Source organism: Flavobacterium tyrosinilyticum, from assembly GCF_023656565.1.
Classification (GTDB): domain Bacteria; phylum Bacteroidota; class Bacteroidia; order Flavobacteriales; family Flavobacteriaceae; genus Flavobacterium; species Flavobacterium tyrosinilyticum.
Map to the genome: position 1 here is coordinate 430,226 of NZ_JAMOKG010000002.1, position 13,529 is coordinate 443,754.

General features: G+C 35.3%; 8 protein-coding genes. 5 read left to right on the plus strand and 3 right to left on the minus strand.

Annotation, left to right across the window (positions count from 1 at the left end; all coding sequences use genetic code 11):
- Positions 1-39: 39 nt before the first annotated feature.
- Both NCC77_RS09605 and NCC77_RS09610 read right to left on the minus strand, forming a co-directional pair.
- Positions 40-1,551 carry a RagB/SusD family nutrient uptake outer membrane protein gene (locus tag NCC77_RS09605; protein ID WP_250835372.1) on the minus strand — a complete coding sequence of 504 codons (1,512 nt, stop codon included), beginning with the start codon at positions 1,549-1,551 and terminating at the stop codon, positions 40-42.
- 36 nt (positions 1,552-1,587) lie between these two features.
- Positions 1,588-4,686 (minus strand): SusC/RagA family TonB-linked outer membrane protein, encoded by a 3,099-nt coding sequence (locus NCC77_RS09610; protein WP_250835373.1) that lies wholly within the window; start codon positions 4,684-4,686, stop codon positions 1,588-1,590.
- A gap of 679 nt (positions 4,687-5,365) precedes the next feature.
- On the opposite strand from NCC77_RS09610, the gene NCC77_RS09615 reads away from it, so the two are divergent.
- Entirely contained in the window at positions 5,366-6,004 is a 639-nt protein-coding gene (locus tag NCC77_RS09615) for a sugar-binding protein (RefSeq protein WP_250835374.1), read from the plus strand.
- Between the two features lie 543 nt (positions 6,005-6,547).
- Here NCC77_RS09615 and NCC77_RS09620 read toward each other — a convergent pair.
- The gene (locus NCC77_RS09620) at positions 6,548-7,588 is read right to left on the minus strand and encodes a LacI family DNA-binding transcriptional regulator (RefSeq protein WP_250835375.1); all 1,041 of its coding nucleotides are present in this window, start codon (positions 7,586-7,588) and stop codon (positions 6,548-6,550) included.
- A 231-nt stretch (positions 7,589-7,819) separates the two neighbouring features.
- Here NCC77_RS09620 and NCC77_RS09625 point away from each other — a divergent pair, with 231 nt between their 5' ends.
- The 4 genes from NCC77_RS09625 to nagB all read left to right on the plus strand — a co-directional run bounded on the left by NCC77_RS09625 (position 7,820) and on the right by nagB (position 13,297).
- Entirely contained in the window at positions 7,820-8,911 is a 1,092-nt protein-coding gene (locus NCC77_RS09625; protein WP_250835376.1) for a GHMP family kinase ATP-binding protein, read from the plus strand.
- 6 nt (positions 8,912-8,917) lie between these two features.
- Positions 8,918-9,799, plus strand: coding sequence for a sugar phosphate nucleotidyltransferase (locus NCC77_RS09630; RefSeq protein WP_250835377.1), 882 nt, complete (start codon positions 8,918-8,920; stop codon positions 9,797-9,799).
- A 165-nt stretch (positions 9,800-9,964) separates the two neighbouring features.
- Positions 9,965-11,344, plus strand: a complete 1,380-nt coding sequence (locus tag NCC77_RS09635) for a sugar MFS transporter (RefSeq protein ID WP_250835378.1) — start codon at positions 9,965-9,967, stop codon at positions 11,342-11,344.
- 24 nt (positions 11,345-11,368) lie between these two features.
- Positions 11,369-13,297: a glucosamine-6-phosphate deaminase gene (gene nagB, locus NCC77_RS09640; protein ID WP_250835379.1), complete on the plus strand. Its 1,929-nt coding sequence runs from the start codon at positions 11,369-11,371 to the stop codon at positions 13,295-13,297.
- Positions 13,298-13,529: the final 232 nt, after the last annotated feature.

Consider the following 13,529-nt stretch of genomic DNA (forward strand, 5'->3'; position numbering starts at 1 on the left):
GACAGACATTTAACTGTCTGTTCTTGATTTAGATATTCTTTATTGTCTGTCGGCGTTGCTTAAGTTTGGATTAAGGTCTACCTGACTTTGTGGATACGTGTAATATTTGTTTTGCGGCATTTTGATTAAAGCGGCCTCACCAACTCTAAGGTGGTATGCATTTACCAAAACATCATATTTGTTCATTCTGATTAAGTCAGAACGGCGTTTTCCTTCGTAGAAAAGTTCCCAACCTCTTTCTTGTAAAATAGCATCTCTTAAACTAGTCTGCGTATGATCTGATAAAACCAGAAGTTTTGCATGTGATCTTCCTTTTACTTGGTTGATAAGGTCAATAGCCTCTTGAGTTGGTCCGCTGATTTCGTTTAATGCCTCAGCTCTGCTCAATAAAACATCTGCATAACGAAGAATATTTACACTATGACCATCATAATAAGTAGTCGTTTCGTCGTCAGCATATTTTTTTGTAGAAACGTCTTGCATGTATAATTCCCCAGCTGGCGGTTGAGCTCCCAACGAAGGCGCTTGTTTATGAAGAAGACCATCTGTACCCATAAATTCTGGGAAGAAACATTGTTTTCTTTCATCTTCATCACCAAAAGTGTTGTAGAAATCCCAGTTTACAGTATAATACTGCCATCTGTTCTGAACAACAGGGTGATCAACAGGACCAAAGTGGTTTAATAATTCTGTTCCGTTTGTGTTGGCGTCACTCAAAGAAGAGAAGATGTTTTCGCTGCACCATTTGTTACTTTCTTTAAATAAACCTAAATAAGAAGGATAAAGCTGGTATTCATTTAAATCCATTACTTGTTTGGTTAGCGTTGCTACTTTTTGCCAATCATGGCTTCTCAAGTATAATTTTGCTAATAATGTAAGAGCAGCACCTTTTGTAGCACGACCTACATCATTTGTACCGTAAATTTCATTGTTTTTGTAATTAAGAGGAAGAACATCGGCAGCTTCAGTCAATTCTTTAATCATGAAAGCATCAATTTCTTCTACAGATGATGGCGGAGTTTGTTCTAAATACCCAGGATTTCCAAGGTTCGCTTCGGTAATCAAAATTACTGGCCCCCAAGAATCTGTCAAATCCATGTAAGCAGAACATCTTAAGAATTTAGCTTCTGCAATAAATTGTGCTTTTTCAGCAGCTGTAATACCGCCCATTGGTGTAATGTTGAAAATCGCATTGTTGGCATTGGCAATCAATTTATACATTGCGTTCCAGTCTTCTTTTAGAAGACCGTTTGCTGAGTTCCAAGTTCCTAATGATAATTGTCCTGGATCTCCTCCAAATTGGCAGTGTCCTAAATCTGTAGCAATATCTGTTAGAGCAAAATGTCTTGTAGCCCAATACGAAAAGTTATCGCCTACAGAAGGTCCTTTTAATCTTCCATAAATGGAATTGATAGCTGCAATAGCATCCGATTTTGTCTGATACCCGTTGGTATTAGTCAAACTGCTGTATACCGTAGGATCCAAATCTTGGTTACACGAAAATTGTGTCCCAGCGGTAAGTAAAAGTAATAAGATTGTATATTTTTTCATTTTAATCAATTTAATGTTACTATAAAGCATTTTAGACTAGTGAATTGCAACTTTAATTCCAAGTATAAAAGTTCTTGAAGCTGGGAATGAGTTAAAGTCGATTCCACCACCAATATTTTGCGCAGTAGCACTAGTGGTATGGCCATTTACCTCAGGATCATTTCCAGAATAGTTTGTAATCGTCAATAAATTTTGTCCGATTGCATATAATCTGATACTATCAATAAATTTCACCGTTTTTAATGCACTTTCAGGAATTGTGTATCCGATAGAAACATTTTTTAGACGCAAGTAAGAAGCTTCTTCAACAAATTTAGAATTCACATAACTTCCGTAAGTGCTTTTGTAATAGCCATCTCTAGGAATATCTGTATTTTCGTTTTTTCCAGCAACCCAACGGTTTAGTACATCTGTGCTTGTAGAAGACTCACCAACCATTTTAGTCATATTGTAAACTGAATAGTCAAAAGCGCCTTGGAAAAAGATATTCATATCGAAATTTCTATACTTAAAATCGTTATTGAAACCTGCAACATAATGAGGAATAGTATTTCCTAAATACGTTCTGTCTTTTGCTGTAATTTGTCCATCACCATCAACGTCTACATATTTAGGATCTCCAGGGGCAGATAATGGCTGAGGAGCATAAGTTTCTCCAGTTTTGATGACCCCTGCATATTTATAACCATATAAAACTCCCATTTCTTTTCCAGGCTCCAATCTTGTAAATTCTTGACCAGAAACTGTTCCACTTGGGTTTGAAGTGTTTGTACTAATGATTTTTACGTTATCTGCTAGAGATACTACTTCTTGTTTATTGTACGCTACGTTTAATGAGGTAGTCCAAGTAAATTTATCCGTTCTAAAGTTTGTAGTGCTTATTCCTAACTCAATACCTTGGTTATCAATAACTCCTGCATTAACTCTCTGAGTGCCAAATCCCCACCATCCTCCAACAGGAACATTTAAAAGAGCATCTGTTGTTCTTTTTTTGTAATAATCGAATGTAATTGAAAGTTTGTCATTAAATAAACCTAAATCTAAACCAATATCAGTTTGAGCTGTTTCTTCCCATTTTAGATTTGGGTTAGCTAAGTTGGCTGGTTCTGTTCCTGCCACAAATTCATCTGGTGCAATAGTTACACCCCAAGAAGATAAACGGCTCATATAAGAGTAGTCTCCAATACCGTCACTACCTGTAATACCATAACTCGCTCTCAATTTAAGTTCAGAAATTGCTTTTACGTTTTGCATAAAAGATTCATTAGAGATTTTCCAAGCAACAGCTCCAGAAGGGAAAATACCGAATCGGTTATTTGGTCCAAAACGAGAAGAACCGTCTTTTCTAATTGTAAAAGTGGCTAAGTATTTATCGTTGAACGCATAATTTAACCTTCCAAAATAAGAAGTCAATTTCGTTTCTGTTTTTTCTGTTTCAGGTTTTAAATACACTGAAGCTCCCTGCAAATTGTAATAAGTCAACAAGTCGCTTGAGAAACCTGTACCAGCAGCTCTTACTCTCTCAAATGTGTCTTTTTGGTTTGAAGTACCAATCATTGCTGTTATAGCATGTTTTTCTTTGATGTCAAATTTATAAGTCAAATATTGCTCTGTACTCCATCTGAAATATGTTATGTTTTCCTCAGAACCAGAACCTTTCAAAGCTGCTCCCGCTACTAAAGTACTTGGAGTATATTTTCCTTGAATGTTTTCCTGCCATTCTGCACCCGCACCAAAGTGATACGTTAAACCTTTAATGATCTGATAATCTAAAAACATGTTTCCGTTTACCAATCTATTGATTGTATGATCTGTAGGCTCAAGTAAAAGTGCTAAAGCATTGTCTTTTCCTTGAAATTTATAATACGAACCATCTGCATTATAAATCGGAATAGCTGGCGGAGCTGTTTGGATAGAGAACATTGGAGATAAAATATTATCGCCAAAATCGCTATTATTTCCTTCAGCAACAGCGCCATAAGCATTCATTCCCATGTTTAGCTTATCGTTGAATTTCTTTTCTGCACCCATTCTCACGCTGTATCTTTCAAAATCAGTGTTTACGATAGCTCCAGTTTGTTTTAAATAGTTTCCAGAAAGAAAGAATTTAGAAGTTTGGTCGCTTCCGCTAAAAGTAAGCGTTCTGTTAAGCACTTCTCCAGGACGAGTTGCAGCGTCAAACCAATTCGTATTGGCAACAGGAAAACTTGAAGGGAAAAGTGGCGGTCTTCCGTTTTCAGCATTAAGAGCATTCTGATAATCGGCATATTGCTGCCCAGTCAATAAAGAAGGCTCTTTTATGATGTTTTGAAAACCATCAGAAATCTCGGCCTCAACATTCATTTTTCCAGCTTTTCCTTTTTTAGTAGTAATCAAAATTACCCCATTTCCTCCACGAGCACCATAAATTGCTGTAGAAGCGGCATCTTTAAGAATCTGAATATTTTCAATGTCGTTTGGACTAATAGAACCTCCAGTACTAGTAATGAATCCGTCCACTACGTATAGCGGAGCATTAGAGGTATTGATTGAGTTTCCTCCTCTAATTACAACCTGCGGATTTGTTCCTGGTGCATAACTGTTTTGCTGAACCTGCACTCCAGAAGCACGTCCTTGAAGAGCTTGCCCAACGTTTGCAACCGTTCCGCCTAAGTTTAAATTGTCTTTGCTAAGCGAACTCACAGAACCTGTAAGGTCTTTTTTCTTAGATTTTCCGTATCCAATTACTACTTCATCTAGTTTTTGTCCTGCTTCCTTCATGACAATTTTTAGAGGAGCGCTTCCAATACTAACTTCTTGATCTTCCATACCGATGAAAGTAATCACCAATTTTGTTGCATTATCTGGAACTGTAATAGCAAAAGTTCCGTCAACATCCGTCTGAACACCTTTTGTAGTTCCCTTAACCACAACATTTGCCCCTGGAAGAGGTAAACCGTTCTGATCTGTTACAGTACCTTTTACTGTTTTTTCAAAATACAGCGCTGTTTTGTTATTATCTGAAGTATTTATAGAAGGAGCTGCAGAAGCTTGAAATGTAAAAACTAATAACGAGAGAACCGTTATTCCGATTTCTTTGCGGGATAAATTGTTAATCCGAAAATCTCTTGGCTTTTTTTGGGTTAATAATTTCATACTTTAAATTGGTTTTGGTTAATGTTTAATTGTTTTTTTCTTGTTTGTAGGTTTTAGATTTCTTTTTTGATCGTGGAATTCATTTTGGTTTTTTTAGTTATGTGTTGATTAATTTGTTTTCTCTGCAAATAAGAGGTTTTGCTTTTGCGCTAAACACGGCTTGTCTAGTTCTATTTTCTTCTTTTTTAAGGGTTAAAAATCACCCTAATTTTTGCATAATTAACTTAGTTTTAAGATTAATCTCTGACGAAACTAGAGATTATATTTTTATAAAACAAGAAAAAACACAAAAAATGTGCTCGAACACACAAAATTTATGTTCTCGAGCACATAAAATTGTTCGAATCGTTTTTTTTGACTTAAATTGCTGTGATATTTTTAAAATGATTTAGAAAAAACAGTATGTGTGATATTAGTAGTTTTTTGAATTATAAATAAGGATTTATTAAAAACTTATGAATTTCGCAATCACTAAACGAAAAACATAAAAATTAAGCAGTCTTTTCTTATGCTGAAAAGGAACGTATTTTTAGTTTTAATTATGAATTCGCTTTGTTTTTTTATTGGATTTTTGAAGTATATTGGTCACGGATAAAAAGGCCGAAATCGCGAAATGAATTAATGGTCATTTTGACCTTTTTTGAAAATGAAAAATTAACAGATTTTAAGAAGAAGAATTTTGAAAGAATACCACGTAGAAATTATCGATAAAAGTAAAAAAAACGTAAGCGAAATTATGGATCCTGTTTTTTGGGAAAAAGCAAATTGTTTAACCGATTTTACTTCACCATGGAATAATGATCCAGTTTTAAAGATTGAATTCCGCGCGCTTTGGGATTGGGATTATCTCTATTTTAATTTTCAAGTTTTTGATTCAGAGGTTTATATTGATCGAAAAGACAATTCTACAGACAGTATTTGTAATTCGGATAGAGTAGAGCTGTTTTTTAGAAAAGATGAAAAACTAAGTCCGTATTATTGTTTGGAAATGGATGTAGATGAACGTATTTTGGATTTTGAAGCTTATCCGAATTGGAATTTTGATTACAATTGGAGATGGCCAGAAAAACAGTTGGAAATACAGTCGGTAAAAGCACAAAATTCGTTTACGGTTGTGGGAAGAATTAGTATTGCGTCTTTAAAAGAATTGGATTTAATTCATGATAATATTATCGAAGTTGGAGTTTACCGAGCTAAATTCTCTAAAGATGAAAACGGAAATTACGAACCAACTTGGATTACGTGGGTCGATCCCAATACTGCAGAGCCGAATTTTCATATCGCTTCTTCTTTTGGGAAGTTCGTTTTGATGAAATAATTCGCCATAAAGTTTGCCACAAAGGCGCTAGGGCACAAGTTTTTTACTTTTTTATTTGAATCTCGCAAAGTCGCAGAGGCGCAAAGTTTTTTTAAGGGAAAATGTAATTTGAATTGCTTCCAGCTAAAACTGGAGGTTGAATAGGGTAAAGAAATGGCTCTAGCCTAAATTAGTAATGTTTGTCTAAAGCTATTAAAAGAATTTTTCCGACTTTATTTTCAAACATAGCCCGTGGTTTCAACCACGGGAATACAATCAAGAAATCTGCGCCCTTGGTTGAAGCCTATGCTATATCTCAATATGATTAAATTAAGAAAAAAACATCCCGCAGATTTAGCAGATTCAGCAGATTTTTTACTCATTTTTTCTGCGTAAATCTGCAAAATCTGCGAGAGACTAAAAATAGCAAGTCCTTAGGTTGATTGTATTAAGCCAAGCCAGTATACGATTAAAGTATTGAAAGTATAAAAAAGACTTTGCGCCTCTGCGACTTTGCGAGATTCAAAAAAACTTCGTGCCTTAGCGTCTTAGCGGCAAACCACATTAGCTAACATAAAAAGAAGCATTTTCTACATTGATAATATCAATAGGAAGCAAAATAGTTTCCGGAATGTCTTTTCTAAAGATAAAGTGATCTGCCAAAGTGCTTACGCCTAAATAAGCCTGTCTTTTTTGATTTTGATGGATTAAGAAGTGAACCAATCCTTGATTTAAAAAACTAACATTTTTATCAATTAAATCATATCCAATCAAAGCAATCTTTTTGTCTGTTACGTTTGAAAGTGTAGAGGCAATTTGGTAAGCTTTTGAAGTGGTGATGAAAATGCCACTTAAATCTGGATTTTCATTTATGAAAGCTGGTAGCTTAGTTTCAATATTGGAATATTTCACTTTTAAAGTGGTTAAAGAGAAATTAGAAAGGTTTTTTTCTTCAAAATAGCTTCTAAAGCCGCGTTCTTTTTCCTGCATGTGAACAGCATTTTTAAGACTTTCATCAATATGGATAATGGCGATTTGGCCTTTCGGAAGAATCAGATTCATTAAACTGGCAGCAACTCGGCCGCTTTTGTATAAATCTTGTCCCACAAAACTTTTAATAGAAGAAGATTCCACCTGGTTGTTAAAGGTGTTGACCATAATCCCCAGTTCGTCATATTGATTTATGATTTCGATGGTTTCTTTATGAAAAAGCGGAGTCAGTAAAACGGCATCTGGTGATTGCGATATAATAGTTTCATTTGTCTTTAAAAAAGATTTGGTGCTTTCTGGATTAAAGTAATGTATTTCTATAACGACATTGTAAGCTTTGAATTCTGTAATGGCATCCTGAATTCCGTTAACACAAGGAAGCCAGTACGGATCAAATACAGGATCAGGAAGTAAAACGCAAATACGATACACTTTTGTGCTTTTCAGATTTCGTGCAATTAAGTTGGGCTCATAATCAATAACATTCAAAACTTCATTGATTTTTTCGAGTGCAGCAGGAGAAACTTTTCCTCTATTGTGCAGCACGCGGTCTACAGTTCCCTTAGAAACTCCAGCCATTTGTGCTATATCCTTAATTGTGTACTTTTTGTCCATGTAGACAAATATAAAAACTTTGAGCTAATAAAAGCATTTTTTATGTAAGAATTAATAAATGTGCTCGAGAACATAAAAGTAGTGTGTTCGAGCACATTTTTATATTTTTTCTTGTTTTATAAAAATATAATCTCTAGTTTCGTGAAATAAAAACCGAAAAACTAAAATAAATCTATAACCAAATAATGCTTTAATTTATTGAAATAAAGTATTTTAACACAAAGTGTTTAAGTGAAAAAAATTACCTCATTAGCTCCCGGCCGAACCTGTCTTTTTGGAGATCATCAAGATTATTTAGGGTTGCCTGTTATAGCCTGTGCGATAGATCGAAATATTAAATTAATTGCAAAAGAAAATCAGACCAAAACTTTTGTTCTGAATATGGTTGATATTAATGAAATTCGAGTTATCGATATATACGAGGCTTTCGAAAAATTAGAACCAAGAGATTATTTTGCATCTGCGTTGCGAGTATTGCGAAGATATGGTTGTAAACCAAAATCTGGTTATGACATTACAATTACTGGAGATATTCCGATTAATTCGGGAACATCGAGTTCGTCGGCTTTACTGATGGCTTGGATTCGTTTCCTTATAGAAGCTTTCGGAATAGATCAAGAAGTTACGCCTGAATTTCTCTCTAAATTAGGTTACGAATCTGAAGTTGTAGAACACGGAGAACCTGGCGGAATGATGGATCATTTTAGTATTGGTGTTGGAAATATCGTTTATATTAATACCCAAAAGCCGTTTTCTTTTAATGTAATAGGAACAGAGTTAAAAGGTTTGATTACTGGAGTTTCAGGTGTTCCAAAGGAAACTATTGGATTGCTTGGTGAATTAAAAGGAAATGCTTTAATGGCTATTGATATTGTAAAGCAGAATTATCCACAGTTTGATTTGAATACATCTGAAATAGAGGATTTGGATAAATACAGAAATTGTTTGCCAGATCTTCTAATTCCGTTTTTTGAGGCTGCTGTTAAGAACTATCAGTACACTAAGGAAGCTTTAAAAGAATTTGAAAAACCAGTTTTGGATCTTAAAAAAATTGGTGCTTTAATGAATGGGCATCATGAAGTTTTACGGGATTTACTGAAAATAACCGTTCCGAGAATTGACGCAATGGTTAATGCTGCATTGAAAGCAGGTGCATACGGAGCAAAAATTGTAGGTTCTGGCGGCGGCGGAAGCATTGTGGTGATTGCCGATCCAAAGAATGAAGATGGGATTATTAAGGCGATTTTAGATGCTGGAGCGCAAGAAGCTTACGCGGTAAATGTTGATCCCGGAGTACGAATTATTGATAATATTGAAAATTAAAATAAAATGCACAACAATTTAGTAATTCTAGCCGGTGGAGCTTCTTCTCGTATGAAAAAAGAAGCGGTTACCCATAATCTTTCTTCAGAAGAAATCGCACAAGCTAACGAAAGGAGTAAAGGTTTAATAGGTGTTGGCGCAAGCGGAAGACCTCTTATGGATTATCTTTTATGGAATGCCAAAAAAGCAGGCTATGAAAACATCTATATTATAATAGGTGAGCAAGGAGAATTGTTTAAAGAGTTTTACGGAAGTAAAATGAAGAATAATGATTTTCATGGACTCAATATTTCATTTGCGATTCAATATATTCCTGAAGGAAGAGTAAAGCCTTTTGGAACTGCAGACGCTTTGTTTCAGGCAGTAGAGCAATATCCGGAATTGAATTCACAGTTTTATTCGGTTTGCAATAGCGATAATTTGTATTCGGCTGAAGCGTTGCGCGCTTTGAGAGAAACGGAAAGTCCAAATGCTTTTATTAGTTACGATCGCGATGCAATGGATTTTCCGTTGGAGCGTATTTCTCGTTTTGCAATTGCAAAATTAGATGTAAATAATCAGTTGTTGGATATTTTAGAAAAACCTACAGAAGAAGATTTGGAACAATATAAGGACGCAGAAGGAAAGATACGTGTGAGTATGAATGCTTTTAAGTTTAATGGCAAGACCTTGTGTATACATCTTAAAAATTGTCCGGTGCATCCAGAGCGTGATGAAAAGGAGCTTCCAACGGTGCTTTTGAACTCCGTTAAGGAAAATCCGAATACAACGATCGGAATTCCGTTTTCTGAGCACGTTCCAGACCTAACAGCCAAAGAAGATATTGCCGACGTAAAAACATATTTGGCAAAATATTACCCTGATTTAAACTGGAATAGCAAAAATTAACAAAACTTTCATATCTAAATTAGAGAATAAGGAAATTTAATGTAGTACTTTTGTTTTGCAAAAAAAATGCAGATATTTGCATAAATTACGCAATCAATAATGTGAGAGTTGATTCTAATTTAGATTTTGAATTAAATAAATCTATAAACTAATCAACCAAAAATTATGACAAACATTCAAAGTACATTACAGGTAGAGAAAAAAAGCGCCATTGTTCCGATGGTAATTTTAACCTTATTGTTTTTTATTCTAGGATTCGTAACCTGGCTTAACGGACCATTAATCCCGTTTTTTGAATTAGCCTGCGAATTAACTTCTTCGCAAGCTTATTTTGTGACTTTCGCATTTTATATTGCCTACTTCGTAATGGCAGTTCCTTCTTCTTATATTATTGAAAAAGTGGGATATAAAAACGGAATCTCTTTAGGATTGCTAATTATCGCCGCAGGAGCTTTTATGTTTTATCCAGCGGCTTCAAGCCGTACATTTCTACTATTTTTATTAGCATTATTTATAATGGGAACTGGTTTGGCAGTTTTGCAGACAGCATCAAATCCGTATGTTGTTGTAATTGGTCCAAGAGAAAGTGCTGCGGCAAGAATCAGTGTTTTAGGAATTGCAAATAAACTCGCTGGGTTTGTAGCGCCAATCGTTCTTACGGTTTTGGTTTTGTCTAATATGCAGGACTTTACCGCAGACAAAATTGCGGCGATGGATGAAGTTGCAAAAACTACTGCGTTAAATTCTCTTGCTTTGCAATTGCAAACGCCGTATCTTTATATGGGGTTGATTATTACAGTTTTAGCCTTGATGGTTAAATTTTCTCCTCTTCCAGAAATTGATTTGGATGAAGAAGGAAATGTTTCGAATCTAAGTGTTTTTCAACAGATTAAAAATGCATTTAAATATCCGCAGCTTGTTTTAGGAGTAATTACTTTAATGCTGTATTTGTCTGCCGAAGTTTTGGCAGGAGATTCTATTGGAGCTTTCGGAAAACAACATGGAGTTTATGGTGAAGAAGGGAATTTCTATCTTAAACTAACCTCATTTACCATGTCAGCAATGGTTATCGGATACGTTCTTGGAATAGTATTGATTCCTAAATATCTTTCTCAGGTCACTGCTTTAAAAGTGTCAGGAATACTAGGCTTGGTGTTGGTTTTGGCAATTGTTATGATTTCGCCAAAAATAATGATTGCATTTCCTGGAACTCCAAATATACCATTGGTGATACTTTTAGTAGCGCTTTTAGGATTGGCAAATGCATTGTGCTGGCCAGCAATTTGGCCAATGGCTTTGCAGGATTTAGGAGGTTATACCAAGATTGGTAGTGCTATTTTGATTATGGGAATTATCGGTGGAGCAGTTTTTCCACTGTTTTACGGAATGATTACTGAAAGCATCAATTCTGCGAATATTGCAAAAAATATGCAAGGTATTTCAAAAAGCGGTAATCAGTTGGCATATTTAATGTTATTACCTTCTTATGCAATGATTTTGTTTTATGCTATAAAAGGGCATAAATACAGGAAATGGAATAGTTGAACAAAAATAAAAAATTAATATATCATGTTAAAAAGTAAAATCGACAAAGCAACAGGTTTCGAAAAACGATTCGAAAACATTAATACAGTTGTTTTTGAAAACTCAACAGATGCTTCAAAAGAAGTAGCGCAAGAAATTGCAACATTAATCAAAGAAAAAGAAAAAGAAGGAAAGCCATGTATTCTTGGTTTGGCAACAGGTTCTTCTCCAAAAGGATTATATGCCGAATTAGTGCGTCTGCACAAAGAAGAAGGTTTGAGTTTTAAAAATGTAATCAGTTTTAACTTGGATGAATATTATCCAATGGAACCCAATTCAATCAATAGTTATGTTCGTTTCATGAAGGAACTTTTGTTTGATCATGTCGATATTTTACCTGAAAACGCTCATGTTCCAGACGGACTTTTGACAAAAGAGCAAATCGCAGATTATTGCCACGAATATGAAGCTAAAATTGAAGCTTTAGGTGGAATCGATCTTCAGATTCTGGGAATTGGAGGAAACGGACACATCGGATTTAATGAATCTGGTTCACTTCAAAACTCTAAAACTCGTCTAGTGGCTTTAGATCATATTACAAGAGTTGCGGCAAGTAAAGATTTCTTTGGTTTAAATAATACGCCAAGAACTGCAATTACACTTGGAGTTAAAAAAATCATGGAAGCAAAAAGAGTAATCTTATTGGCTTGGGGTGAAGGAAAAGCAAACATTGTAAAAAAATCTGTTGAAGATGAAGTTACAAACCGAGTTCCTGCTTCATTTTTGCAAGAGCATAACAATGCGGTTTTTGTTTTAGATAAAGAAGCTTCTTCTAAGCTAACAAGAATTAACAAGCCTTGGTTGGTTGAAAAAATTGTTTGGACAGATAAATTGACTCGTAAAGCAGTTTTAGGATTGGCATTAGATCTTAAAAAACCAATTTTAATGCTTACAGATGCTGATTATATCGAAAACGGAATGAGCGATTTGTTGGCAGATTCGGGTCCAGCTTACGATACTAATATTAAGATATTTAATAAATTACAAAATACAATTACAGGTTGGCCAGGTGGAAAGCCAAATGCAGACGACTCAAATCGTCCTGAAAGAGCTGAGCCGGCTAAAAAACGTGTGTTGATTTTTAGTCCACACCCAGATGATGATATTATCAGTATGGGAGGTACTTTTATGCGTTTGCAAGAGCAAGGACATGAGGTGCACGTTGCTTATCAAACTTCTGGAAATATTGCCGTTGCTGATGATGAAGCGCTTCGTTTTGCAAGATTCGTAATTGATTACAACGAGAAATTTGGAATAAAAAGCGAAGAAGCTGATAATATCTATAAAAAGGCAGAAGCATTCTTGCAGAACAAAAAGAACAGCGAAATTGATATTCCAGAGGTTCGTTACATTAAAGGTTTAATCAGAAAAGGAGAGGCGAGAGCTACAAGTCATTTTGTTGGTCTTCCAGACGAGCAGATTCACTTTATGGAATTGCCTTTCTATGAAACAGGTACAATCGAGAAGAAACCAATCGGACCAGAAGATGTTCAGTTGACGGTTGATTTGATTGAGAAAATTAAACCACACCAGATTTACGCAGCGGGAGATTTAGCAGATCCACACGGAACACACAAAGTTTGTTTGGATGCGATTTTTGAGGCTGTAAAAGTTTTAAAACCAAAAGAGTTCATGAACGACTGTTGGTTGTGGTTGTACCGTGGAGCTTGGCAAGAATGGGGAATTGACGAGGTTGAGATGGCTGTTCCAATGAGTCCAGATCAGGTTCTAGAAAAACGTCATGGAATCTTCAAGCACCAATCTCAAAAAGATGGAGTTGTTTTTCAAGGAACAGATGCAAGAGAGTTCTGGCAGAGAGCAGAAGACAGAAACCGCGAAACAGCAGCTTTGTATCACCAATTAGGGTTAGCAACGTATGCTGCAATGGAAGCTTTTGTGAGATGGCACTACTAAGATGCTAAGGTTCTGAGATGCTAAGATGCTAAGTTTTTTTAGCGTTTTTAGAAATTAGTAATAAGTCTTAAATGATATTTTTGAAGCAGGAAGAGGGAGCGCAAATAAGTTCTTTTTTCTTGCTTCTTTTTTTTTAAAAAGATGCTAAGATTCTAAGGTTCTGAGATTCTAAGTTTTTTAATCTGTGGAAATTCTTTTAATCTGTGGCAAATGAACAATGGCTCTTGATAAG

Excerpts from the sequence above, each read along its gene's own strand:
- NCC77_RS09605 (WP_250835372.1), bottom strand. The coding sequence starts at position 1,551 with ATGAAAAAATATACAATCTTATTACTTTTACTTACCGCTGGGACACAA.
- NCC77_RS09610 (WP_250835373.1), bottom strand. The coding sequence starts at position 4,686 with ATGAAATTATTAACCCAAAAAAAGCCAAGAGATTTTCGGATTAACAAT.
- NCC77_RS09620 (WP_250835375.1), bottom strand. The coding sequence starts at position 7,588 with ATGGACAAAAAGTACACAATTAAGGATATAGCACAAATGGCTGGAGTT.
- NCC77_RS09630 (WP_250835377.1), top strand. The coding sequence starts at position 8,918 with ATGCACAACAATTTAGTAATTCTAGCCGGTGGAGCTTCTTCTCGTATG.
- NCC77_RS09635 (WP_250835378.1), top strand. The coding sequence starts at position 9,965 with ATGACAAACATTCAAAGTACATTACAGGTAGAGAAAAAAAGCGCCATT.
- nagB (WP_250835379.1), top strand. The coding sequence starts at position 11,369 with ATGTTAAAAAGTAAAATCGACAAAGCAACAGGTTTCGAAAAACGATTC.